Source organism: Gaoshiqia sp. US2 (assembly GCF_059705485.1).
Genome location: NZ_AP048550.1, coordinates 2,917,407 through 2,943,775 on the forward strand (window position 1 = coordinate 2,917,407; position 26,369 = coordinate 2,943,775).

Sequence of the window (26,369 nt, forward strand, 5' to 3'; positions counted from 1 at the left end):
ATGTTTGACGTTTTTCAGGCATATATCAGAGACGAGAATCTGTTTACTCCGGCTGACAAGCTGATTTTGGCGGTCAGCGGCGGGGTCGATTCGATGGTGATGCTGAAGTTGTTTCAGCAGGCTGGTTTTGAATTTGTTGTGGCTCATTGCAACTTTCGTTTGCGGGGAACCGAGTCTGACGGCGAAGAGGTTTTTATTCGCGATTATTGCGGCGAGCAGGGGATTGAACTGTATGTGAAACAATTTGATACCCGCGAATATGCCGGGCTAAAGGGTATTTCGATTGAGATGGCTGCCCGGGAGCTTCGCTATGAATGGTTTCACCGGTTACTGGACGAACTTTCGTATGATTATATTGCAACCGCCCATCACCAGGACGATCTGATTGAAACCATGCTGATTAACCTGAGCCGGGGAACCGGAATCCGCGGATTGACCGGTATTCAGGCAAAAAATGACCGGATCGTGCGTCCCTTGTTGTTTGCAGGCCGCAGCCAGATTCTGGAGTTTGCAGCGGCACATAAAATTGACTTCAAAAACGATTCGAGCAATGATGAACTGGTGTATCAGCGAAACATCATTCGCCACCAGATTATCCCTCAGTTTGAAGAGCTGAATCCGGCTTTTCGGAAAAATGCAGCAAAAACGGCCTCCATCTTAAAACAAACGGAAAGAATTTATCAGCAACAGATTGATGAATTCCGTAAGGAGATGATGGTGGAGGAACCGGATGTCTTCAAGATTTCTATTGAAAGACTAAAAGGGCTGAATCAACAGCTTTCGGTACTTTTTGAATTTCTGCATCCCTTCGGCTTTAATGCCAGTCAAATACATGAAATTTATGGCGCACTGGATGCCGAGGCCGGTAAAATCTTTTACAGCAATCGATTCCGCCTGGTGAAAGACCGCGATTTTTTGATCGTTACCCCGGTGGAAGAAGAAGGTCTCCGCCGCTTTTACATCGAAGACGATTGCCTGGAAATAACAGAACCTTTACGTCTTCAGTTTGAATTAATCAGCAAAAGTCCGGCTTTCCGTTTTTCAACCAATGCCGGGGTAGCCGATTTTGACTACGATTTGTTACAATTTCCGCTTATCCTGAAAAAGTGGGAGCAAGGCGAATATTTTCAGCCGCTCGGAATGACCGGCTTCAAGAAATTAAGTGATTTTTTCATCGACGAAAAAATGTCGATCCCCGAAAAAGAAGCTACCTGGATCCTGTACAGCGGGCGGCAAGTGGTTTGGATTGTTGGCCGCCGAATCGACGACCGCTTCAAAATTACCAAAAAAACCCGGGAGGTTTTTCGCGTTAGCCTCGGGTAAGCGCGTTACACTGCCTGATTGTTTTGGAGCCATTGATGCGTAAGAATAGGTTCATAAGGCCACGAGACCTTCGGCATCATCACGGGCAGAAAATTTCCTGCCTTGCCGTTTTTTTTTCCTAGCCAGGAAATGAGAATTCCCTAGCCAGGAAATTTTTTTTCCTAACCAGGAAATTTTGATCTCCTCCGTCGTATCAAATATCCCAACAAATAGGGATTGCAACATCTGCCTGTCTCAGGTAATTTTGCCCGTGAATTTATTCAACTTAATGACTATTGTATGAAAATCAGAATTATTATTGCTGCTTGTTTGCTCATTGTTGCGACTTATGTAAATGCGCAAAATACTTCAGAACTGATGCTGGAGTCGGACCAGAAACTGACAATCGGGGGATATGCCCAGATCGATTATAACCAGCCCTTTTCGTCTGATACCCGAAGTAACGGAACCTTGGATGTGCACCGGGTGGTGCTGATGTTTGGTTACCGCTTCAACGAGAAAACGCAATTTATTACCGAAGTGGAATACGAACATGTTCAGGAAGTTTATATCGAGCAAGCCTTCTTAAATTATAAGATTAATGACTGGTTGAATTTCAGGGGCGGTTTGTTGCTGATCCCGATGGGGATTATCAACGAATACCACGAGCCGGCTACCTATAACGGAGTTGAACGGCCTAACCTGGACGGACAGATTGTTCCGACAACCTGGAGGGAAATTGGCGCCGGTTTTACCGGGAGGGTACAGAATTTAAATATGAGATACCAACTTTATGTGGTTAATGGCTTTAAAAGTTATGACGGTTCGGGTATTTTGCGCGGAAGCGACGGATTTCGCCGGGGACGTCAAAAAGGCGCCGAATCGATTATGTCTCATCCAAACCTGTCTGCAAAAGTTGGTTATTACGGATTACCGGGACTTAAACTGGGGCTGAGCGGTTATTTCGGCGAAACACAGTCGACCCTTTACAACGGCTTACCCAAAGATGATGCTTTATTGGAAGCCAGGGCCGACTCGTCGGTTGTTGGATTGAATATGCTTGGTTTGGATGCGGCCTATTCGGTTAAGGGGCTTGTTTTGAGAGGTCAGATGATTTATGCTTCGATCAATAACACCGGCCAGTATAACAAATTTACCGGGAAAGACCTGGGTAGCGAAATGTTTGGTTACTATCTGGAAGCAGGCTACGATGTGTTGAGCTCCGGAAAATCAGAACAAAAACTGATTCCGTTTGTCCGGTACGAAAAATACAATACCCATGCAAAAACGGAAAATCTGGTTAAGAATCTGGCTTACGACAGGTCCGATATTACCGCCGGATTAGGCTGGTGGATGACTCCGGGAGCTGTGTTAAAGGCTGATTTGCAGTGGTTCGAAAATGAAGCAACCGATACCAATAAAAAGCAATTAAACCTGGGAATTGGAATATGGTTTTAACAAGGTTTAAAATAGGACTTATTTTACTGATTGCACTTCTTTTTTTGTTTGATGCGGATCTTTTCGGCGCCGACGCCGGAAAGATCCTTAAAACCTTGGAGAAAGAGTTTCGTGTAAAAAAATCAGAATTAACACTCGAACATTTATCGGTAAACGGGAGCCTGAAAGCGTGTGTTGATGACGTGTTCCTGGTTAAGCTGAACGACGAAGCAACCGGATATGTCATCGATGCAACCGGAAAGGGGCGTCATGATGAGTTTGAGTTTCTGATTTTTATAAACTTAAAAAAAGATGTGGAGTTTGTTCGGATCGTGAATTACATCTCTGATCACGGGGGCGAGATTGCATCGAGGAGATGGCTCGACCAGTTTATCGGTTATAGCGGACGAGATCTGAAGTACGGTGAAGATATCCAGGCCATTTCCGGAGCGACCATATCTGCCAATTCAGTGGTTAGCCGGATTAAGGAAATTATCGGGCAGCTTAAGGCTGCCGATCTTTAGATCAGGCTTTTTCACTCAGTTCGAGCCAGCGCATTTCTTTTTCTCCCAACTCGTCGGTTAGTTCGGCAAAGCGTTTGCTTTTTTGCAGCAGTTCATCGGGTTGCAGTACTCCTGAATTAAGCGCTTCTTCCAACTCTTTCTTCTCGTTTTCGAGCTTTTCCAGGTCAAGTTCCAGTTGCTCAAATTCCTTTTTTTCATGAAAAGTCAGTTTTTGAGCCTGTTTTTTTTGCTTTTCACTTACCTGCTTCGGCCTGGAGGCAACTTGCTCCTGTTTTTCCAGTTGTTCGCGGTCGGACAGATAATCGCGGTAAATGGAGTAGTTTCCCGGAAAGTCTTTAATTTTTCCGTTCCCTTCAAACACAAAAAGGTGATCAACGATTTTATCCATGAAGTACCGGTCGTGGGAAACAATGATGACACATCCGCCAAAGCCGGCCAGATAGTCTTCCAGTACATTCAGGGTCATGATGTCGAGGTCGTTTGTCGGTTCGTCCAGGATCAGGAAGTTCGGGTTTTGCATCAGGATGGTGCACAGGTACAACCGGCGTCGTTCGCCTCCGCTGAGTTTTTCTATGGTGTTGTATTGGGTTTCTGGCGGAAACAGGAAACGGGTCAGAAGCTGGCTGGCAGTCATTTTGTTGCCGTCTTCAAATTGAATGACTTCGGCAATGTTTTTAATTACGTCAATAACCTTGTCTGTTTCTTTAAAGCTGATGCCTTCCTGCCGGTAGTAACCGATCTTTATGGTTTGTCCGGTATCCACGGCGCCGCTGTCGGCCGGAATTGCTCCCGTAATAATATTGAGGAAGGTCGATTTTCCGGTTCCGTTTTTTCCGACGATGCCAACCTTCTCAAAGCGCGAAAATTTATAGCTAAAGTCTTCAATTAGTTTTAAGTCGCCGTAGGCTTTTGAAATATGCTCCAGTTCCAGGATTTTACTGCCCATTCGCGACGATGAAATATTCAGTTCGATGTTATCATCGCGACGCCTGAAACCTGCTTTTTCTTTCAGTTCATAAAACTGATCGATCCGGTATTTGGCTTTATGGCTCCGTGCTTTGGGCATTCTCCGCATCCAGTCGAGTTCGGTGCGAAGCAGGTTTTGGGCTTTTTCGGTCGATGCCTGCAATTGTTCAATGCGTTCCTGCCGTTTTTCAAGGTAATAGCTGTAATTTCCCTGGTAGTTGAACACCTGGTTTTGATCAATCTCGATGATCTCGTTACACACGCGATCCAGAAAATACCGGTCGTGTGTGACCATAAACAGGGTGCAATTGGTTTTTTCGAGGTAGTTTTCGAGCCATTCGATCATTTCCAGGTCGAGGTGGTTGGTTGGCTCATCCAGCATCAGCAAATCCGGTTCGTTTACCAATACATTGGCAAGCGCCAGCCTTTTTTGTTGTCCACCCGAAAGTTCTCCGACCAACTGATCGTAGTTGTCAATTTTTAACTGGCTGAGAATCTGTTTTACTTTTACATCAAAATCCCAGGTATGAAGTTCGTCCATTTTCATGCTCAGCCGTTCGATCTCATTTTGTTGGTTGTGTTTTAACGCGGCTTCAAAGTCGCGCACTACCTGCAGAGCGGGATTATCCGACTGCAACGCTTGTTCCAGTACGGTCAGATTCAGGTTCAATTCAGGCGATTGCTTCAGATAGCCGATCTTTACATCTTTGGTCTGGGTGATTTTCCCCGCATCCGGGCTGTCATTTCCGGCCAGAACCTCCATCAGTGTTGTTTTTCCTGCTCCGTTTCGGGCGATCAGAGCCACCTTTTGATCTTTAAATATGGTAAAGGAAATATTTTCAAAGAGCATAAAATCAGCAAAGCGCTTCGAAATTTGTTCGGCCTGTAAGTAGGGAATCATTTCAAAATATTTTGCGCAAAAATAGGAATAATTTGTCAGGTAAAGCAGATCGCTTATTTTTGTTGATCAGCAAACAAGATGATTATGCAAAAGGAAGATCGTTACCGAAAAGTGATCGCGTATTTTCAAAAAGAGATGCCGGTTGCCGAAACAGAATTGCATTATTCGAATCCCTATCAATTATTAGTTGCCGTGATTTTATCGGCTCAATGTACGGATAAGCGGGTAAATCAGATTACGCCCGAACTTTTCAGCCGTTTTCCCACGCCCGAAGCGATGGCCGACGTTGATTCAGCCGAGGTTTTTGACTATATCCGGTCGTGCTCTTATCCGAATAATAAGGCTAGACATTTGGTTGGAATGGCCCGCATGTTGGTCGACGATTTTGGGGGAGTTGTTCCCGACGATGTGGACGAATTGCAGAAACTGCCGGGCGTAGGCCGAAAAACGGCCAACGTGATTGCATCGGTTGTTTACGAAAAACCAACCTTTGCCGTTGATACGCATGTGTTTCGGGTTGCCGCCCGCATTGGCCTGGTCACAAACGCGAAAACACCTTTTGAGACTGAAAAACAGCTCATGCAGCATTTCCCCGAAGAATTAGTTCCGTTGGCCCATCATTGGCTCATTCTGCACGGAAGATATACCTGTACGGCACGAAATCCGAAATGTGAAAAGTGCGGACTAAAAGAGTTCTGCCTGTATTACGGCGACGAAAAAAAGTGAGACGGGGCAGAGGGCACCGGTACAGACTACTTTGTCGCTGGCAACTCATGTTAATTAGACCTTAACCAGGCCGAAAAAAACCGGGAGGATTACTTTGAATTTTTATCAAACTTTGTACATTTGCCCTAATCTCTAACTTAAAAAGAAGTGTTATGGCTTATGTAATTTCAGATGAGTGCATTGCATGCGGAACTTGCATAGATGAATGTCCTGTTGAAGCTATTTCAGAAGGCGATATCTACAAAATCGATGCTGATCTTTGCACTGATTGTGGCTCTTGCGCCGAAGTTTGCCCGGTTGACGCAATCTCGATTGCAGAATAATACCGGAAAGCATAAAAAATTTCGCCCGTCATATCAAATATGACGGGCTTTTTTTGTAACTTATGCCAACCTTTTGGAACAGAACTTGCATGATGAGGTATAAACAATGAAAATATGAAGGCAAACTTTTTACTTTTTCTTTCTCTTTTTATTGGTTTATCAGTCTTTTCACAACCGGAAACAAATCTGGAAAATGATTTAAGGCTTTATCGAATTGAGAAAATTTTTCCCAATCCGGTAGAAAATCATGTGTTTGTTGAAATTGATGCCATTGATGATGCCACTGCAAATTTTGAGTTGGTTGATATTTTAGGGAATATGGTCCATCGGTGGGAACCCATACATATTATTTCAGGAAACCAACAGTTAAAACTGCAGATTAAAAATATCCATACCGGCATTTATCTGCTGCGGGTGCGAATAGAAGGAGAAATTTACGTTTTCAGAATTCGTAAAGTTTGATTGATTTTACCACTTTCCCATTTTCCGCGGTAGCAGGATCTGACAATAAGCTCAAAAGGGGAGAGAGCTAGATCTCTGACTCGATGTAATAATGCAGGTTCTCGCGCGTAATAATATCCAACGGCAGGTACTTAATCGGATTAATCTTCTTTTTAAACATGAGGTGATCAATCAAAAAATGGATTCCGTAATATCCCTGCTTCCTTGGGTTTTGGTTGATCAGAAAGTGGATGATGCCTTTGTTTAAATACGATAAATTTTTCTCCAGTAAATCATAACCCACGAGACGTATATTCCTGATATTTTTTGTCTGCAAATAATTTGCAACCGTATAAGCCCTGGACGTTGTCACAAATATTCCGGATACCTGTGGATGGTCGTTGAGCAGCTTATCCAACTGTTCGGAGAAAATGATCTCGTTCGAACTGTTTTTCAGATCGGCATGAATCATTTGAAAATCAGGTTTGGGAAACGGCTCAAAGTAGTCAAGAAAGCCTTGTTCTTTTTTGATCAGGTGTGACGAGTTCGAGACATCTTCGTCGATGTGGGCGATGATAAATGCTGAAGGACTGCCGCCTAAATGGCCGTAGTGAAGGAGTTTTGCTGCAAGCACACCGCTTTGATAGGAGTCTTGTCCGATATAGGCCAGCGGCTCGTAGTCGGGGATATGGGTGTTGAAAAGATTAAAAGGGATATTTTGTTCCTTCCATTTACGAAGAAATGTGAGCGACTCCCTGTAGAAAACAGGAGCCAGTAAAATCCCGTCGTAGTTTAATTCAGAAACTTTTTCCGCTTTTTCTTTAAATGAATCAACATCGAATTGATTAAAAATATGATAGCTAACAGTAAGTCCATATTGCTGAAGCTCCTTTTCTGCTTTTTTTATTCCGCTGACGGGTTGTTCCCAGAATTCATCGAGTGAGGCATCCGGAATTAAGGCCGCGATCCGGTATTCCCGTTTTGACACCAACGCGCGCGCCAACATGTTGGGCTCGTAATTTAGCTCCTGTGCAATTGAAAGAACCCGCTGCTTTACTTTTTCGGACACCCGTCCCCGGTTGTGCAGTACGCGGTCGACTGTCCCGGTAGATACGCCGGTTTTTTCGGCAATATCTTTTATGCGGACCATATTCTTTTTTAGTTCCTTATTTTCCATAATTTCCAGCATTTGGCCAGTAAACGTGCAAAAATATGGAATATCTTCTTTTCATGGCATTATCGGGTCGAAGAGTTTATAAAAAGCCAATTTCTCCAAAATAAACGGGTTGATGGAAATCCGGTTCCGGGGTTTTAATCGTTTGCCAGCTTACGAAATGCGGTTGATTAAGGTCGTCGCCGCATTTGTAGAAATTGGCCCGGGCTGTTTTTCCAGATAGTTGATTGATCTGATGTTTGAAAAAGCTTGAAACGGGTATTTTTAAACTCAACTGCCACTCAAAACACGGAAGTTGATGGTGTGAAACCCGGTTGATGACTGTTTGCGTCTGAATAAGATTTAACCGATCCGGATTTGCCCGTTCGCGTTGATGCCGGTCGGGTCCCCAGGCTGCCAGACAAGTCCCCAGGCTGTTGAATTCAAAATTGTAATAATTGGGTTCATCGTCGAAAGCGATGAAGAACTCAACGCAACTATCGGTATAAACCGGGTCGTTGTGCCGGGTATAACGGGCCAGAACCTGCTCTTCGGTTACACGGAAAAATAAAAAGATGTTTTCCTGATTATGTGCAATTTTAAACCCGACCCGGGGAAGCGACGATGCTTTTCCCCAGGAGAACTTATCGAGCGGAATTTCCGTCAATCGACTGAACAGGGAGTCCGGCTCCGTTTGGTTTTTTACCGGATGAGAGATCAAAGGGATTTCAAGCTTCATGCGGTTTGCGTGTTTTTTTAATTGAACTTAGCTGTTTAATCGTGTCCTGTATTTCATCGAATTGTTGCTCGATCTTCCTGACCAGTTGGAATTGGGCCCGTGCCCGTTGGATATTATGATCGGGGAAATGGATGCGGTAATAATGGTCGCCGTCAATGTAATCGGTTAAAAAGCGAACACCCATAATAAAAGGGAGCAGCAAACAACTCTGCGAAAGGGAATCCAGTTCATGTTCATTAAGAATATCAATTGTTTCACTGATAAAGCCTTCTGCATATGCTTTAAACAGATTCAGGTTGAGCTGAATTTTATTCAGGTCCTTTTCATCTTCTTCCGCGGTATTTATAATCGTTCTGACGGCATCTCCAAAATCGTAAGCCACATAACCGGGCATCACGGTATCCAGATCGATCACACAGACCGCCCGATCGTTTTCATTGAGCAACACGTTGTTAAACTTGGTGTCGTTGTGGGTTATTCGGAGGGGCAATTTCCCTTCATCTCCCATCTTTTTGATCAGGCTCATTCGCTCTGCTCTTTCCTGCACAAACCTGACTTCTTCTTCAACTTCGTTTAAGCGGTTTTTAGGATCACGCTTTTTTGCATCCCGAAGTTGTCCGAGGCGGAATTCGATGTTGTGAAAATTTGGCAGGATTTCGTGTACCGTTTGAGGATCGAGGTCCGACAGCAACGAAATAAATTTGCCAAATGCCCGTCCTCCTTCCAGAGCCTGCTCTTCTCTTTCTACCAGATCATAACTCCTGGTGTCTTTCAAAAATACGTACAACCTCCAAAAACTTCCGTCCAGATGTTTATAGTAATTCTTCCCCTGAAGTGTTGGTACCAGTTCCATAATTTTTTGGCCCGGATCTGAATGCAGAGCTTGTTCTTTTTTTTGGTGCAAGTGATTGATGACCTGTTGAATATTCTCCATCAGATGATCAATGTTTGTAAATATTACCGAATTGATTTTTTGAAGTACATAATCCGGAAATTCCGCGTTCGTGTTACCGACCCGAAAGGTTTCGTGAATATGTCCGGAACCAAAAGGGCGTACTTCTGCTATTTTTCCCTGTATCGCAAATTGAAGCGCTATTTCAACAATTTCGTTCTTGTTCATAGGTGTATTTGTTAAGTTATACTGGTTTATAGTCTGATTTATTCATACGCTGATATTCAGTTGAGCAGTTAAGCCTGTTTGATAAATCTCCTGATTTCGGGGACTAAAGTAATTCATATTTTTTCACGAAAAAATTTTTTTCACAAAAAAGTGTGTACGAACACGCACTTTTGATATATTTGTGATTCAATAAATAACCTAACGCTACTTTAGCGTGCTTTATATTGTCAGGCAATTGTCCGTTAAGGTAGAACTTAAAAGTAAAATCAAATGGAAAATAGCAATCGTCGCTCGTTTTTGAAGCATCTGTCTTTGGGGGTTGGCCTGGCTGTAACCGGTGTTCCTGCCTGGTCGGCCGAAGCGGAACGAAACAAAAAATCAACCGGGAGAAAGCCCGGGCAGTCTTTTAACATGTGCAATTATGCTGCGCCAAAATTGCCGGTAGTTCGCGTGGGATTTATAGGCCTGGGAATGCGTGGTCCCGGCGCTGTTGTCAGGATGTCTCATATTGACGGAGTTGAAATAAAAGCGCTTTGTGATATCCGGGAAAATTCGGTGAAAACATGCCAGAAGCACTTAAGAGATGCCGGTTTGCCCGAAGCGGAAGAGTACTTTGGAACGGAAGATTCGTGGAAAGCGCTTTGCGAACGCAGCGATATTGACCTGGTATACATCTGCACTCCCTGGCACCTGCATACCCCGATGGCTGTTTATGCCATGCAACAAGGCAAGCATGCCGCGGTGGAAGTTCCGGCGGCCGTTACCTTAGACGAAGCCTGGGAACTGGTCGAAACATCGGAAAAAACCCGCAAGCACTGCATGATGCTTGAAAATTGCTGTTACGACTTTTTTGAGTTACTAACCCTTAACATGGCCCGGCAGGGTTTGTTTGGCGAGCTGGTTCACGGCGAAGGAGCCTACATTCATAACCTGCTTGATTTGAATTTCGACAAAAACGCTTATTACGATATGTGGCGGTTGAAGGAAAATTACCGCGATGGAAACCTGTATCCGACTCATGGTTTGGGACCGGTTTGCCAAGCTATGAATATTAACCGGGGCGACAAAATGGATTACCTCGTTTCGATGGCTTCCAATGATTTTCAGATGGCTCAGCATGCCCGGGAGTTAGCCGCCGGGGATTCATTTTACAGTGAATTTGCAGGAAAAAATTACCGTGGAAACATGAATACGACTGTCATTAAAACCCACCAGGGAAAAACAATTATGGTACAGCACGATGTAACGTCCACCCGTCCGTATTCCCGGATCCATTTGTTAAGCGGAACAAAAGGAATTGCACGTAAATACCCTGGACCTGCAAAAATTTCGTTTGGTCATGATTGGATTGACGAAGCGGAAATGAAACAGTTGGAGGAAAAGTACAGCCCGGAGATTGTTAGAAAAGTGGGTGAAATGGCCAAAAAAGTCGGCGGGCACGGCGGTATGGATTTTATGATGGACTGGCGGTTAATAGATTGCCTGCGTAACGGCCTGCCGCTGGATCAGGATGTTTACGATGCCGCTTTGTGGAGCGCCATTGCGCCGCTGACGGAATGGTCGGTGGCCAATCGGTCAAACTCTATTGATGTGCCCGATTTTACACGGGGAGCCTGGCAGCAGAATACCCCCGTTAACCTGACCCTCGAGGGCGGCGGCACAACAGAAGTCAGGGGAGTTAAACTCTGAAATTGAAATTACACCATAATATTATTCACTCTGTAAATCATTCAAATATGCACATCTTGAAAAAAATTATTCCGGTACTGGCCATGCTGATGGCTTTTGGCGCCTGCCAAAACATCAATCAACGCCAGGATCTGACAATCGCGATCGTTCCGCAACCAAATGAACTGATTCAGCAGGAAGGATCGTTCACGGTCAATTCGCGAACAGTTTTTGTTGTTCCCGAAGAAGAAAGCCTGACGGCTGCCGTGGCCCTGATTAACCAACGTTTTAGCCGGGCTGCCGGTTTCAGTTTAAAAATCGTCGGAGAGAAACCCAAAAAGAATTTTATTGCCGTTGATCTGGATCCGGCTCTGGTTGGCGGAGCCGAGGCCTACGAACTGCTGGTTGAACCACAGGGAGTGACCGTAAAAGCCGGCACGGCAAGAGGCGCTTTTTATGGCCTGTCAACCATGCTTCAACTGCTTCCTGCAGCCATCGAAAGCCCCGAGCCGGCAGCTCAGGTGAGTTGGACGATGCCTTGCGTTCAGATCAAAGATCAGCCACGCTTTGTCTGGCGCGGAATGCACCTCGACGTGTGCCGTCATTTTGTACCGGTTGAGTTCATTAAAAAACAACTGGATGTGATGGCCTTGTTCAAGATGAATACATTTCATTGGCATTTAACCGAAGATCAGGGTTGGCGCATCGAAATCAAAAAATACCCGAAACTGACTGAACTTGGCTCTGTCCGTATCTTGGGCGACGGCTCGGAATACGGCGGGTTTTACACGCAGGACGAGGTGAAAGAGGTTGTGGCTTATGCCGCCGAACGTTTTATCGATGTGGTTCCCGAAATTGAACTTCCGGGCCATTCGCTTGCTGCCTTGGTGGGTTATCCGCAGCTTTCATGCACCGGCGGCCCGTTCCGGGTCCGTAATGTTTGGGGTGTTGAACCCGATGTGTATTGCGCCGGAAAGGACGGAACCTTTCAGTTTCTGGAAGACATCATTAACGAAGTGGTGCCTTTGTTCCCCTACGAATATTTTCATATTGGCGGCGACGAATGCCCCAAAGACCGCTGGAAAAAATGTTCCGATTGTCAAAAACGAATTCGCCAGGAAGGTTTAAAAGATGAACACGAGTTGCAAAGTTATTTTGTTCAGCGCATTGAAAAAGTGTTGCTGGCCCACGGGAAGAAAATGATTGGCTGGGACGAAATTCTGGAAGGCGGACTGGCTCCCTCGGCCACGGTCATGTCGTGGAGAGGTGAAGCCGGAGGGATTGAAGCCGCTCAGCAAGGACACGATGTGGTGATGACCCCGGGTAACTGGGTTTACCTCGATCATTACCAGGGAAGCAGTCAGGTAGAGCCGGTAGCCATTGGCGGTTATACCACCCTCGAAGAATCATACGGATACGATCCTGTTCCGGCGGAACTGGATGGCGAAAAATCCAAACATGTGCTGGGAACCCAGGGAAATGTTTGGTCCGAATACCTGTATACACCCGAAATGTTTGAATACCGCATTTATCCGCGCATCATTGCCCTGGCCGAAGTTGGCTGGACCGAAAAAGCAAACAAAGATTACACCGATTTCCTGCGACGGATGGATCTGCAGTTTGAACGTCTGGATTATCACGGGATTAATTACCACATTCCGCTTCCGGAAGGCCCGGTAAACCAGGTGGCTTTCACCGATGAGGCCACGCTCGAATTTACAACAACCCGTCCGGTGAAGATGGTTTACACCCTGGATGGACAGGAACCGGATCTGAACTCGGATGTGTACGAGTCGCCGCTTGTTTTTACCGAAAATGCCACCGTTAAAATCCGTTCGGTGCTGAACAGTGGTAAAATGAGCCGGGTACGGACGATTCAGGTAGAAAAGCAGGATTTGCTTCCTGCTGTAACGGTACAAACCACAGGCACCGGACTGAAAGGGCAGTATGCGAAAGGCTATTTTACATGGGTGAAAGATCTGGAATCGGTTGATGCCTGGACAGCTTTAACCGTGACGAAAGAAACGCTTGCTACGATTAATGATTATCAGGTTCCAACCGCCGCCATCCTCACTGGTTATATTGAGCTGCCGGAGGACGGTGTTTACGAGTTTCAAACCAATTTCGACCAGTTTTTTATCGGTGAAAAATTGTTGATCAATAACGACGGTGAAGTCAAACGCTTTTCTCGCCACAATGCCATGATGGCACTTGAAAAAGGAAAACATCCGGTCAAAATTATTTATTTAAACAACAACATCGGCGGATTCCCTCAATCGTGGAACCATTTTGTAGTCGAATATAAGAAGTTTGGTGACGGACAATTCACCCGGATTACCCCCGAAAATTATACGTATTAACCGAATAAACCGGAAAACGCCAATCAGATGAAGGCAATATTACTACTACTCATTACTTTCTTTTTTGTTGATTTAACTGTTTTTTCCCAATCTCCCGATCCAATAACCAACGTTTGGGGATATGTCGAAAATATTCAGATGATTGGCGAGCATAAGGAGCCGGCACATGCTTCGTTCGTTTCCTCTGCTTCCGTACAGGAAGCTTTACGTTTCAGGGTCGGCGAAACAGCGACCAGGCAATACCTGGACGGCATCTGGAAATTCAACTGGGTCCGCTCGCCCAACGACCGTCCGCTCACCTTCATGAATCCGGATGAACAGGTGGATCATTGGGATGACCTTAAAGTACCTTCGAACTGGGAAGTGGAGGGCTACGGTATTCCTATTTATGTCAATCACCAGTACGAATTTGCCGACTACAAAGCTCCGGTATCGCCCGAAATTGAATTTACGGACCGTATTCATCCGAAAAATCCCGGTAAGGTGCCGCACGATTATAACCCGGTGGGTTCGTATCGTCGCGATTTTATGCTCGCTGATGACTGGGACGGAAAAGAAATCTTTTTGCATATCGGAGCAATGAAGTCGGGAGGCTTTGTATGGATGAACGGCCACTACGTCGGTTATTCGCAGGACAGCAAACTACCGGCCGAGTTCAACATAACCCCATATCTTCAAAAAGGAAAGAATACCATGGCCTTGCAAATTTTCCGCTGGACTGACGGATCGTACCTGGAATGCCAGGACTTTTGGCGGATCAGCGGGATTGAACGCAGTGTTTTTATTTACGCCCAGCCCAAAGTGCGTATCCGCGATTTTGAAGCGGTTGCCACGCTCGACGGCGCGTATCAAAACGGAATTTTCCGGCTGAACGTTGATCTTCAGAATCATCTGCCCAAAGCAGGGCCATTAAAACTAAGCTATGAGTTGAAAGATGCTGCCAATGTGGTTGTTTCAACGGCAATCCGTGACGTGACCCCCGGCGTACAACCCGGGCTTTCGGTCTCGTTTCCTGAACTGATTCTCGAAAATGTGGGGCAGTGGAGCGCCGAACATCCCCGTTTGTATACCTTGCTGCTTCATCTTCAGGATAAAAAAGGGCATACGCTGGAAGCTGTCGCTACAAAGATTGGCTTCCGGAAAGTTGAAATCAAAAACGGTCTGTTGCTGGTCAACGGGCGGCGTATCACCCTGAAAGGCGTAAATACGCAGGAAACCGATCCGGAGACCGGGCATGTGATGAGCGAAGAATTGATCATGAAAGATATTCGCCTGTGGAAAGAAAATAACATCAATGCCGTTCGTTTGAGCCATTACCCGCGCGATGCCCGTTTTTACGAGCTTTGCGACGAACATGGCATTTATGTGGTGGATGAAGCCAATATCGAGTCTCATGGTATGTATTACGGCGAACACTCGCTGGCCAAACGACCGGAATGGGAAGAACAGCATGTTGACCGCATGGTCCGCATGGTTGAACGCGATAAGAATCATCCTTCGGTGATTATCTGGAGCATGGGGAACGAGGCTGGTAACGGGGTGAACTTCTATGCCGGTTACCGGGCTATGAAAGATGCTGACGCTTTGAAACGCCCGGTGCAGTACGAGCGTCCGTATAAAGATGACGATGGCAGTATCCTGGACATGGACTGGAACACCGATATTCTGGTGCCGCAATATCCGTCGCCCGCTTTTTTCGAGTACGTGGGCAAGCGAAAAACCGACCGCCCTTTTATTCCCAGCGAGTATGCTCATGCGATGGGGAACAGCACCGGTAATTTCCAGGATTACTGGGATGTGATTGAATTGTACGACAACCTGCAGGGTGGTTTTATCTGGGACTGGGTCGATCAGTCGATCTGGAAAATGAGTGAAAACGGGGAACGTTTTTATGCTTACGGAGGCGATTACGGCGAGAATATGCCAACCGATAATTCCTTCCTGAATAACGGCCTTGTTTTTCCCGACCGCAGTCCGCAGCCTGCCTTGTACGAAGTGAAGAAAGCTCACGAATTCATCAATTTCAAAGCAGAGGGCGTGAATCACCGCAACGAGTTGCGGGTGTTTGTCGAAAACCTGTATGATTTCACAAACCTGAGCGCCTTCAATTTTACCGCTAAAATCAAAGCCGACGGGAAGACACTGAAAACCTTCGAATTTAATGATCTGGATGTTGGGTCGCATACCGGAAAGCTGATCCGTATTCCTTTATCCGAAATCGGGACAGAGGAAAATACAGCGTATTTTGTCGAGCTGTCGGCCACGCTGAAAAATGACTGGGGTTTGCTCCCCCGGGGACTCGAAGTAGCCCGCGAACAACTGCCGCTTGATCATTTATACCGGGCAGGCGTTGTTGTGCCTGATGACGGCGGTGCTCTGAACCTGAAAGAAGAACCGGGTCAGCTTATGGTGTGGAACGATTTATTTCGCCTGGTTTTCAGTAAAGCTGAAGGCCGGATGGTCTCGTATGAATACAAGGGCGTTGAGTTGTTGAACGACCGGAAGGGCCCTAAACCAAATTTCTGGCGGGCTCCGACCGATAACGATTTCGGAAACCGGATGCAATTCAATAACCTGGAATGGAAAAAGGCCTCGCTGTTTTCGGAGGTGACTGAACTGAAGGCCGAAAAAACAGCATTCAACCGGGTCAGGTTTCAGGTCATCTATCATTTGCCCGGGGTGAATACCACCTTCGAAAGTATTTACGAAATTGCCGGCACGGGGGTGATAAACGTATCGAATACCCTCGCGGCAAGCGATTACAAGGCCGATATTCCCCGGGTGGGCATGTCGATGCAGCTCCCGGCTGAGTATAAAAACATCAGCTTTTATGGTCGCGGTCCCTGGGAAAACTATGTCGACCGGAAAGCGTCGGCTTTTATCGGCCTGTATCAATCGACTGTGAGCGAACAGTATGTGCCCTATGTCCGTCCGCAGGAAAACGGGTACAAAACCGATGTACGCTGGATGGCGCTGAGCAATGAGCAAGGAAACGGGCTGCTGGTTGTGTCAGCGAATCGGAAAACCGGACTTGGCATGAGCGCATTGCATATGCTGAACGAAGATTTCGATACCACGGTCGGTCTGGATTATGAAGGAAACAGCGGGCTGGAACCGGAATACCGGATCGACGGGATCCCCGAAGTAAACGGCAGCAAACACATTCATGATATTCGCGAACGCGACTTGGTTCAGCTGAACATCGACCTGGGGCAGCGCGGCCTGGGCGGCGACGACAGCTGGGGCGCCCGTCCGCAAAGAAAATATACGATGAGCGGGCAGGAAACGCATACGTACAGCTTCTTCCTGGTTCCGTTTGAAAATGCGACTGTTGAGAACTTTAAAGAACTGAGCAAAACGTTGTCACGCGAATAACATAGTTATTCATTTTTCATTGGATAGTGTGTCATTTATTGATTTTAAGATAATTTGTTTTTGTTTGTTGCAAAATTTTAATAAAGCGGGGAGGAGAAAACGTTAGGTAGCGGGGAAAAAGTTGCATGTTAATCGATGACTCAGGGGGCAGAATATGGCTGATATGTTTGTGAAAGCGAAAGCAAGACATGGGGGGAAACAAAAATAGTAGCGCCAGCGGTGAGTTTTTTCCGGTAGTGGATACCGAAAAAGCAGAAGGTTATGGAGCGATATTCCGGAGCCGATTCCGGGATTTGTATTTTTACGGGCTGAAACTGGTTTCTCATTCCGAACTGGTAAAAGACACCATTCAGGATATTTTTGCCGATTTGTTGACCCGTGAAGAATCTTTGGGAAAAATTGAAAATATTCATGCCTACTTGTTTTTGGCTCTTCGCCGTGAACTCTTGCGAAGAATTAAAAAGATTCGTCAGGCCGACTTCTCTGAATTTAACGTTCCTGAGCCTTTTGTGTTTTCCAGCGAAGACTTTCTGATTCAGAAAGAACAGGGAGCCGAATCCGACCAAATGCTGATGAGTAGTTTGAAAGGTCTGACCGACCGTCAACGTGAAGTAATACTGTTACGTTTTAAGTATGAGCTCGACTTTGAGGTCATTGCTTCGGTGATGAAAATGAAAGTCCAGTCCGTCCGCAACCTTTTGTTTCGCGCCCTTGAGCAAATTCGTAAGAATTTTAAAGATCATTCTATCAGTGATATAGGTGATGTGGATATTTTGCTCACGACAATTTTTTTTAAAAACAGAAATTTTTATTCTAAGTACTGAGTATAAACCGGATCATTTTGCACTTTAGAAATAAAGATGCGGGAATGAGTGATTTTAACGATCATATTTTCAAGGAGCTTTTGTTTGATCCACAATTTGTTCGCTGGGCGAGAGGCGAAGTTACAGAGAGGCCTGCCCGATGGGAAGAATGGAAAATATGTCATCCGGATAAAAACAATGAGTTTGATGAGGCTGTGAGCATAGCCCGCGGATTGTCATTTTCTTCTCCGTCCATCAGCGATCAGGAAATCGACTACCTGTGGCATAAAACGCTGATCCGTAAAAAACAGGCGGGGAAACCGGTTAGAAAAATAACGGTTATTACTGTTCTGATGAGGGTGGCTGCCGCTTTGTTTCTTCCTTTGATGATTTATACAGGCATGATCTATTCGAACAAGCAGCAGCTGGAAACCAGTTATTCGCAGCTTGCCGAAAATCAGGCAGAGCAAACGATTTCGGTTGTGGCTCCTATCGGTACGCGCACGGTAGTGAACCTGCCTGACGGTTCAACGGTATGGTTAAATTCGGGATCGCGTCTGGTTTATCCGGCCTTATTTTCCAGAGATGAACGTGAAGTTCGGCTGGAAGGCGAAGCATATTTTGATATCAGGAAAGATGAAAAACCTTTTATCGTTGAGAACTTCGGGCCCACTGTTAAGGTATACGGTACCCGGTTTAATGTAAATGCTTACGCCGATGAAAAGCAAATTACCGTTGCCTTGGAAGAAGGGCGTATTTCTTTGGATATAAATGGCGACGAGCGGTTTTTGTTGCCGGGGCAAGTTTCGTTTTTTTATCGGGGCGAAAATCAATTGAAAGTTGAGAACCAGGACATTGAACAATTTGTTTGCTGGCGCGAAGGAAAACTGATTTTCCGCAATACCACACTGGATGCTATTACACGTGTTCTGCAGCGGCAGTATCATGTTGATTTTAAATTTGAGAAGTCTGCTCTGGCAGATTATAAATACAACGCCACCTTTCAAAACGAGAGTCTTGAACAGATACTTCAATTGCTTGAATTGTCAGCGCCGCTAAAATTTCAGTATACCCGTGGAAATCTGAACAGCAATGGTCTGTACCAAAAAGGGACAGTAAAGATTTACAATAACTAAAAAATGAACCAGTAAAAATAGATTGCCTATGTAGAAAAAGAAATGCGAATAATGTCCACACATTATCCGCATCCCTAAAATTGAAATTCAATTAATTGTTAGAATTAATCAGTACAAAATTATGAAAAAAAATGATTTGTATGGTTTACCTGTGAGGCTAAACCTAAGAAAAGTATTACGGATTATGAAACTAAGCATCTTTTTGTTGATTTTCAGTCTGGCCCAAGCTTTCGCATTTTCAGTTCAGGCCCAGCGCAACCAGCTTACCCTGGATAGCCGGAATGTGAAACTGGAAGATGTATTGTACCAGATTGAGCAGCAGAGTAATTATGTATTTCTTTACAACCGCGACCGGGTTGATGTCGATCGCTTGACGACAATTCAGGTGAAAGACGCTTCCATTGAAAAAGTGCTGAATCGGCTTCTGGAAGATACAGGGGTGAGTTACCGGATTATAGACAGGCAGATTGTCCTTTCGTCGGTTCAGGGCATCATGCAGCAATCCCGAACCATAAACGGCAGAGTAACCGATGCTTCGGGGCTTCCGTTGCCGGGAGTAACCGTTATGGTTAAAGGCGCTACTGCCGGTACAATTACCAATGCCGAGGGTGAATATTCATTAAAAAATATACCATCAGAAATAATTTTGGTATTTTCTTTTGTCGGGATGCGTACCCTCGAAATTGTAGTCGGCGACCAGGCCTTGATTAATGCGGTTCTGGAAGAAGAAGCCATTGGTATTGAAGAAGTGGTAGCCATTGGATATGGAACCCAGAAAAAAGTAAACCTTACCGGATCTGTGTCTGCGGTTACCGCAGAAGTGTTGGAATCCAGGCCGGTACAAAATGTAGGACAGGCGCTTCAGGGAATTATACCCGGTCTGAATTTTCAAACCTCTGGTTTGGGTGGAGAACTGAACCAAGACCTTAGTTTTAATATCAGGGGAGCGGGTACAATCGGTGCCGGATCTAACTCGTCGCCGCTGGTGCTGATCGATGGTATGGAAGGGGATATGAACTCGTTAAATCCGCAGGACATTGAAAGTATCTCTGTGCTTAAAGATGCGGCTGCAGCCTCGATTTACGGTTCACGAGCGCCCTTTGGAGTTATCCTGATTACAACCAAATCGGGAAAGCACGGGAAAGCCACTGTGAGTTATAACAGTAATTTCCGCCTGACCTCTCCGCTGGGTTTGCCTGACATGCTTGACTCCTATTCTTTTGCACTTTACTGGAACGAAGCAGCTGCTAACGGGGGCGAAGGCGCTAAGTTTTCACAGGAAGTTATCGACCGAATCCTCCAGTACCAGGCGGGTGAGATCGACTACGGAACTGTTCCCGATTCAAACGGAGATCGTTGGCAATATTACACCGGCTCGCATGCCAATACCGATTGGTTCAAGGAACAATATAAAAAGGCTGCTTTTGCTCATGAACACTCCATCAGCTTGAACGGAGGGAATGAAAACGTTCAGTATTACGTGTCCGGTAATTTTCTTGATCAGGATGGTTTATCGCGCCACTCCGGCGACCAGTTTAGTCGCTATACCTTGACAGCAAAGATAAATACGAAAGTCAGCAAACATGTAAAGTTTAATTACAGCACCAAATTAATTCGGGAAGACTATGAAAAAGCCACACAGCAATCTGATTTGTTTTATCATAATATAGCCCGCCGCTGGCCGACAGTTCCGGTTAAAGATCCAAACGGATATTATACCGATTCCAGTGAAATTATTCAGATGAGAGACGGGGGACACATCAACGACCGGTCTGACTGGATTTATACGCAGGGACAACTCATTATTTCTCCGATCAAGGGATGGAATATCTATGCTGACGGAAATTATCGCGTTAAGTACTACACGTATCATCGGGATGTACTTCCGGCTTATGCCTATGATGTGAACGAAAATCCCTATCCGGTGGCTGTGGGATGGAATTCTGCCGGTTACAGTTCTGTTTATGAATATGATTTTGCCGACAACTTCTTTACCTCGAATATTTATTCTGATTTAGAATTGACATTGAACGAGGGGCATTATTTTAAACTAATGGGCGGGTTCAATTCGGAGCTGATGAAATACCGGACTTTGGCCGCTTCCCGAAGTGGATTGATTTCTCCCTCGTTGCCAACCATCAATACGGCAACCGATAACAGTAAAGCGGATGAAGGCCAATACCAGCATTGGGCTACAGCCGGTTTCTTCGGTCGTTTGAATTACAACTACAAAGAACGGTATTTGCTTGAAGTAAACCTCCGTTATGACGGAACTTCCCGTTTTCTTGAAGATAAGCGTTGGAATTTATTTCCGTCGTTTTCGCTTGGCTGGAATATTGCCAAAGAAAATTTCTGGACGTGGAATAATACGATACAAACTTTCAAATTCAGGGGATCATATGGGGAACTCGGTAATCAGAATACATCAAACTGGTATCCCTTCTTTCCTCAGATGCCTGTTGGCATTAACAACGGGTCGTGGTTGCTTGGTGGGGAAAAGCCCAATACAGCCAGTGCGCCTGGTTTAATCAGTACTTTGTTAACCTGGGAACGGGTGACTAGTTGGAACATTGGCGTTGATTTGGGTATGTTTAATAACCGGCTTTTGGTGAACGCGGATTATTTCAGCCGAAAAACCTTCGATATGGTTGGTCCGGCGCCCGAATTACCGGTAATACTTGGAACCGGCGTGCCGCAAATTAACAATGCCGACATGAAGTCTTATGGCTTTGAACTGGAAGCTTCCTGGAAAGACAAAATCGGCAAATTTAACTATTCTGTAAGAGCAGTTTTATCTGATGATCAGCAGGAAGTTACCAACTATCCCAACCCAACGGGAAATATCGGTACGTGGTACAACGGACGAAAAATGGGTGAAATTTGGGGATATACGACTGTGGGTATTGCCAGAAATCAGGCCGAAATGGATACCCATATGGCCAATGTAAACCAAAACAATCTCGCCAGTACCTGGGGGGCAGGTGATATTATGTATGCCGACCTGAATAATGATAAAAAAATTGACGGCGGATCGGGAGTCCTGGGAAATACAGGCGACCGTACGATCATTGGAAACTCAACGCCTCGGTACCGTTATAGCCTCGACCTGACAGGAGCATGGAAGGGCTTTGATCTCAGAGTGTTGCTACAAGGCGTTGGAAAAAGGGATTGGATGCCCAACGGACCTTATTTTTGGGGTGCAAGCGGAGGAATGTGGCAATCTGCGGGTTTTAAGACGCATATGGATTATTTCCGGAACGAAAATTCAGTTATGGTTCAGGCCGGGCATGCCGATGTAAATCTGGATGCCTATTTTCCAAAGCCATATTTCAATACAGGTAAAAACCAGCAATCACAAACCCGTTATCTGCAAAGCGCTGCTTACCTGAGGGTCAAAAATCTCCAACTGGGATATACGTTACCGGCTCACATTACCGGGAAAATCGGCATCTCAAAAGCCCGTTTCTATATATCGGGTGATAACCTGTTAACCTTCACCTCGATGATTGACACCTTCGATCCTGAAACAGTTGGTCTAAGTGGATGGAACGATGGAAAAACATATCCATTGGCGAAAGTATTTTCTTGTGGCTTAAGTGTTAATTTTTAAACAGTATGCAGATGAACAAAAAAATAACATATCCGATCAATGCGGTCATTATGCTGTTGGTTGTTGCACTGACAACATCATGTAATGATTATCTCGACCGCGAGCCGTTATCAAACGTAACGCCCAACGAATATTTGTGGAGTGAAGCCGATTTGGCGGCCTATACCATTAACCGGTATAGTTTTCCAACGCATGGCGGCTGGGGCCCGGGTACCTTCTCGTATGACAACCACACCGATAACCAGGCTACAAGCAGTTATTCCAATCAGTGGGTACCTGGTGAGTGGCGCGTACCTCAGTCCGGCGGAAGTTGGAATTTCTCCAATATCCGCAATTGCAACTATTTTCTTCAAACGGTAGTTCCCCGTTGGAAAACAGGCGAGATTACCGGTAATGCAGGAAATATTGCCCATTACATTGGCGAAGCCTATTTCTTGCGGGCATATGAATATTTTACAAAGGTGCAGGCTTTTGGCGATTTTCCCATCGTGAAGAGGACCCTGAATGATACGATGGACGAATTGACAGAGGCTTCAAAACGTCGTCCGCGCAACGAAATTGCCCGCTTTATTTTGGCTGATCTGGATTCGGCAATCATGCTTTTAAAAACAAATCCGCCTTATGGTAAAAATCGTATTTCCCAACATTCGGCTTATTTGATGAAATCGCGGGTGGCATTACATGAAGCCAGCTGGTTGAAATATTTGGACGACAACAATCTGTCTGAAAATACGCTCGTCGTTTATACTTCGGACCAGGGTTTTTATATGGGAGAGCATGGCTGGTTTGATAAACGTTTTATGTACGAAGAGTCGTTCCGTACGCCTTTATTGATGCGTTTCCCGAAAAACGATCAGGCACATGGACAAATCAGACAGTTGGTCCAGAATATTGACTATGCGCCGACTTTACTGGAGTTGGCTGGTGTACCGATCCCCGAAGATATCCAGGGAGAATCTCTTTTGCCTTTGGTTCGCGGCGAACAAACAGACAACTGGCGCAAAGGCTTGTATTACCACTATTACGAGTATCCGGGCGAACATGCGGTGAAACGCCATTACGGTATTCGTACAGACCGGTATAAACTCATTCATTTTTATAACGATCTGGATGAATGGGAATTGTACGATCTGCAAAACGATCCAACTGAAATGCACAATCTCTGTGACCGGCCGGAATATCAGGAACTGGTTGACAGTCTGAAAACGGAGTTACGTGAACTACAACTATATTATAAAGAACCTCATATAGCTCAATAAACGATTCTTATTACATAACTGCTACCATGAAGATACAAATAATCCCGGGTTTCATTTTTTTCCTGATCAGTGGCTTGGCGGCACAGGAGCAATTACCCAAACCTACCGCTTTGCAGATGCAATGGCAGAAAATGGAAACCATTGCTTTTGTGCATTTCAGTATCAACACCTTCACCGATATGGAGTGGGGTTATGGTAACGAGTCTCCCGACTTGTTCAATCCTACAAACCTGAACTGTCGACAATGGGTAAAGATTTGCAAAGATGCCGGTTTAAAGGGCATCATTCTCACTGCCAAACATCATGATGGCTTTTGTTTATGGCCTTCGGCCTACACCGAACACAGTGTAAAAAATTCGCCCTGGAAAAACGGAAGGGGCGATGTCGTGCGCGAATTTGCCGACGCATGCAACGAGTACGGATTGAAAATGGGACTTTACCTTTCACCGTGGGACTGTAATCATCGTGACTACGGAGAACCCGGATACAACCAATATTTCAAAAACCAGCTGACCGAGTTGCTTGTCAATTACGGAGAACTGTTTGAGATCTGGTTTGACGGAGCCAATGGCGGTCGTGGCTATTACGGGACCGACTCATTACACAATCGCAGTATATCAGACAATTATTGCGATTGGAGGGGATTTGTTGATTTGGTTCGGAATTTACAACCTAACTGTATTGTACACGGAGGCGGGCTTCCGGATATCCGCTGGGTAGGCAACGAAGACGGCTATGCTGGCGAAACACATTGGAGCACATTGTTTCCCAATGACCGGTTCAGTAACGATAAGAGCAGTCAGGAACAACTAAATGAAGGTCATGAGAACGGCTCCCGCTGGCTGCCTTCCGAAACAGATGTTTCTGTACGCCCCGGTTGGTATTATCATACCGCAGAGGACCATCAGGTGAAATCTTTACCTCGTTTAACGGACATTTATTATGAAAGTGTCGGGCGAAACAGCTTGCTCTTGCTTAACCTGAGCCCCGATAAACGCGGATTGGTACATCCGGTCGATTCGCTTCGCCTGTTGGAATGGAAGCTTCAGCTTGACAGGGATTTCAGTGAAAACCTGATGACTTCGGCCTGTCGCTTTTTCTCGAATAGAAAAGAAAATTTAAAAAAGGCGTTTGACGACGACTATGAATCGTACTGGGAAGCCTCAGGCGAAGCCGATTACCTGGAAATTGACTTTGTAAAGCCTTTTTCCATGAATCGTCTGCTGATTCAGGAATACATTCCGGAAGGACAGCGGGTTAAGGCATTCCGGGTCGAATACTTGCACAACGGGAGTTGGGAAAGGCTGGTTTCGGCGAGCACCATCGGCTACAAGCGTATCCTTCGTTTTAAACCGGTTAAAACCCAAAAGCTCCGGATTTCTTTCGAACAGATGCTGGCTCCGGCGATGATAACGAAAGTTGCCGTTTTTAACGCGCCTATTTTGTTGGACGAACCTGTTATTTGTCGAAACCAGCAGGGGATGGTCACCATTCTTTCTCCTGAAAGATTTGGCGAAGTGTTTTATACAACCGACGGTTCTGCTCCCTCCCGGTTTTCTTCAAAATATACCGAACCGTTCATGATGGATGATAAAGTATTGATAAAAGCCGTTGTTTATCATGGTGACGTCCACGGCGAAACCGGCAGGCAACTGTTTGGCATTTCCAAAGCAAACTGGCGATTGGCCGGGAGCGATCAACCCAAATTACCGCTGTTTGACGGTAATCCGAATTCCAGTTGGGTGAGTACGCATGGCATGAAAGAAGCGATAGTCGAATTTGGTCAGCCAGTCCGGTTTTCCGGAATAAGGTATCTGCCCGATCAGGCGCGCTGGCCTCGAGGTGTTGCGCTCGACTACCGGATTTCTGTTAGCGACAATGGTGAAAACTGGCTGCCCGTTGCTACCGGAGATTTTTCGAATATTCGCAATAATCCGGTCGTGCAAACCATTAATTTCGGGAAAACGATAGAAGCGGGCTTCCTGAAATTTGAAACATTCTCAGTTGCAGACAGTCAGCAAATGCTGGGCATTGCCGAGCTTGATCTGATAGACGAATAATTATAAATAAAAGAAAATGTTTAGTTTTAAGAAGTTGTCGCATGCGATCTGGCATTGCATGTACCATATCGTATGGACCCCTAAATATAGGTATAGAATATTGAAGGGAGAAATCAAAATTGAAGTGGAACACTGCATCAAGGCTTTCTCGGAGCAGAAAGGCTGTATTATTGAGGAGTTGAACGTACAGGAAGATCACGTACATCTGGTTTTGATGGTTCCGCCGAAAGTCTCTATTTCTGACATGGTTGGGATTTTTAAAGGACGAACAGCAATTCGGCTGTTCAACAAATATAAGAGCTTGAAGAGCCGCCCCTATTGGGGCAATCATTTCTGGTCAAAAGGCTACTGTGTGGATACAGTAGGACTGGATGCGGAGATGATCAAGAGGTACGTCAAGTATCAGGAAAAGAAAGATAAACGAGAAGAAGAAAAGTAGTCATTAACCTGTGGGGACAACAACTTT

The 26,369-nt window shown here is 45.5% G+C and carries 19 protein-coding genes; 15 read left to right on the plus strand and 4 right to left on the minus strand.

What is annotated here, in order from left to right; translation table 11 throughout:
• The 3 genes from tilS to AC6H3C_RS11635 all read left to right on the plus strand — a co-directional run bounded on the left by tilS (nt 1) and on the right by AC6H3C_RS11635 (nt 3,263).
• Nucleotides 1-1,323: a tRNA lysidine(34) synthetase TilS gene (tilS, locus tag AC6H3C_RS11625; RefSeq protein WP_497520985.1), complete on the plus strand. Its 1,323-nt coding sequence runs from the start codon at nt 1-3 to the stop codon at nt 1,321-1,323.
• Between the two features lie 279 nt (nt 1,324-1,602).
• Nucleotides 1,603-2,760 (plus strand): putative porin, encoded by a 1,158-nt coding sequence (locus tag AC6H3C_RS11630; protein WP_497520986.1) that lies wholly within the window; start codon nt 1,603-1,605, stop codon nt 2,758-2,760.
• Nucleotides 2,751-3,263 carry a hypothetical protein gene (locus tag AC6H3C_RS11635; RefSeq protein WP_497520988.1) on the plus strand — a complete coding sequence of 171 codons (513 nt, stop codon included), beginning with the start codon at nt 2,751-2,753 and terminating at the stop codon, nt 3,261-3,263. Before AC6H3C_RS11630 ends, AC6H3C_RS11635 begins: the two co-directional genes overlap by 10 nt.
• A gap of 1 nt (nt 3,264) precedes the next feature.
• On the opposite strand, the gene AC6H3C_RS11640 is transcribed toward AC6H3C_RS11635, so the two are convergent.
• Nucleotides 3,265-5,130 carry an ABC-F family ATP-binding cassette domain-containing protein gene (locus AC6H3C_RS11640; RefSeq protein WP_497520990.1) on the minus strand — a complete coding sequence of 622 codons (1,866 nt, stop codon included), beginning with the start codon at nt 5,128-5,130 and terminating at the stop codon, nt 3,265-3,267.
• An 84-nt stretch (nt 5,131-5,214) separates the two neighbouring features.
• Here AC6H3C_RS11640 and nth point away from each other — a divergent pair, with 84 nt between their 5' ends.
• The 3 genes from nth to AC6H3C_RS11655 all read left to right on the plus strand — a co-directional run bounded on the left by nth (nt 5,215) and on the right by AC6H3C_RS11655 (nt 6,641).
• Entirely contained in the window at nt 5,215-5,856 is a 642-nt protein-coding gene (gene nth / locus AC6H3C_RS11645) for an endonuclease III (RefSeq protein ID WP_497520992.1), read from the plus strand.
• A 152-nt stretch (nt 5,857-6,008) separates the two neighbouring features.
• A complete protein-coding gene (gene fdxA / locus AC6H3C_RS11650; RefSeq protein ID WP_423128136.1) occupies nt 6,009-6,179 on the plus strand; it encodes a 4Fe-4S ferredoxin in 171 nt (56 codons plus the stop codon).
• 114 nt (nt 6,180-6,293) lie between these two features.
• A complete protein-coding gene (locus tag AC6H3C_RS11655; RefSeq protein ID WP_497520993.1) occupies nt 6,294-6,641 on the plus strand; it encodes a T9SS type A sorting domain-containing protein in 348 nt (115 codons plus the stop codon).
• A gap of 67 nt (nt 6,642-6,708) precedes the next feature.
• Here the strand turns inward: AC6H3C_RS11655 and AC6H3C_RS11660 are convergent, their stop codons facing one another.
• The 3 genes from AC6H3C_RS11660 to AC6H3C_RS11670 all read right to left on the minus strand — a co-directional run bounded on the left by AC6H3C_RS11660 (nt 6,709) and on the right by AC6H3C_RS11670 (nt 9,632).
• On the minus strand, nt 6,709-7,797 hold the full coding sequence (locus tag AC6H3C_RS11660; RefSeq protein WP_497520994.1) for a LacI family DNA-binding transcriptional regulator: 1,089 nt from the start codon (nt 7,795-7,797) through the stop codon (nt 6,709-6,711).
• A gap of 76 nt (nt 7,798-7,873) precedes the next feature.
• Complete coding sequence (locus AC6H3C_RS11665) at nt 7,874-8,512, minus strand: carbohydrate-binding family 9-like protein (RefSeq protein ID WP_497520995.1); 639 nt, start codon at nt 8,510-8,512, stop codon at nt 7,874-7,876.
• Nucleotides 8,502-9,632 carry a phosphotransferase enzyme family protein gene (locus AC6H3C_RS11670; protein WP_497520996.1) on the minus strand — a complete coding sequence of 377 codons (1,131 nt, stop codon included), beginning with the start codon at nt 9,630-9,632 and terminating at the stop codon, nt 8,502-8,504. The genes AC6H3C_RS11665 and AC6H3C_RS11670 overlap by 11 nt, the downstream gene beginning before the upstream one ends.
• Before the next feature lie 270 nt (nt 9,633-9,902).
• On the opposite strand from AC6H3C_RS11670, the gene AC6H3C_RS11675 reads away from it, so the two are divergent.
• The 9 genes from AC6H3C_RS11675 (at nt 9,903) to tnpA (ending at nt 26,342) form a co-directional block, all read left to right on the plus strand.
• Entirely contained in the window at nt 9,903-11,321 is a 1,419-nt protein-coding gene (locus AC6H3C_RS11675; RefSeq protein WP_497520997.1) for a Gfo/Idh/MocA family protein, read from the plus strand.
• A 56-nt stretch (nt 11,322-11,377) separates the two neighbouring features.
• Nucleotides 11,378-13,660, plus strand: a complete 2,283-nt coding sequence (locus AC6H3C_RS11680) for a family 20 glycosylhydrolase (RefSeq protein WP_497520998.1) — start codon at nt 11,378-11,380, stop codon at nt 13,658-13,660.
• A 27-nt stretch (nt 13,661-13,687) separates the two neighbouring features.
• Nucleotides 13,688-17,035, plus strand: a complete 3,348-nt coding sequence (locus AC6H3C_RS11685) for a glycoside hydrolase family 2 TIM barrel-domain containing protein (RefSeq protein WP_497520999.1) — start codon at nt 13,688-13,690, stop codon at nt 17,033-17,035.
• A gap of 188 nt (nt 17,036-17,223) precedes the next feature.
• Nucleotides 17,224-17,859, plus strand: a complete 636-nt coding sequence (locus AC6H3C_RS11690) for an RNA polymerase sigma factor (RefSeq protein ID WP_497521000.1) — start codon at nt 17,224-17,226, stop codon at nt 17,857-17,859.
• Nucleotides 17,860-17,903: 44 nt separating this feature from the next.
• The gene (locus AC6H3C_RS11695; RefSeq protein WP_497521001.1) at nt 17,904-18,974 is read left to right on the plus strand and encodes a FecR family protein; all 1,071 of its coding nucleotides are present in this window, start codon (nt 17,904-17,906) and stop codon (nt 18,972-18,974) included.
• A gap of 121 nt (nt 18,975-19,095) precedes the next feature.
• Entirely contained in the window at nt 19,096-22,584 is a 3,489-nt protein-coding gene (locus AC6H3C_RS11700) for a TonB-dependent receptor (RefSeq protein ID WP_497521002.1), read from the plus strand.
• Nucleotides 22,585-22,595: 11 nt separating this feature from the next.
• Nucleotides 22,596-23,843 (plus strand): sulfatase/phosphatase domain-containing protein, encoded by a 1,248-nt coding sequence (locus AC6H3C_RS11705; RefSeq protein ID WP_497521003.1) that lies wholly within the window; start codon nt 22,596-22,598, stop codon nt 23,841-23,843.
• 26 nt (nt 23,844-23,869) lie between these two features.
• Nucleotides 23,870-25,903 (plus strand): alpha-L-fucosidase, encoded by a 2,034-nt coding sequence (locus AC6H3C_RS11710; RefSeq protein WP_497521004.1) that lies wholly within the window; start codon nt 23,870-23,872, stop codon nt 25,901-25,903.
• A gap of 16 nt (nt 25,904-25,919) precedes the next feature.
• On the plus strand, nt 25,920-26,342 hold the full coding sequence (gene tnpA / locus AC6H3C_RS11715) for an IS200/IS605 family transposase (protein ID WP_497521005.1): 423 nt from the start codon (nt 25,920-25,922) through the stop codon (nt 26,340-26,342).
• Nucleotides 26,343-26,369 lie beyond the last annotated feature (27 nt).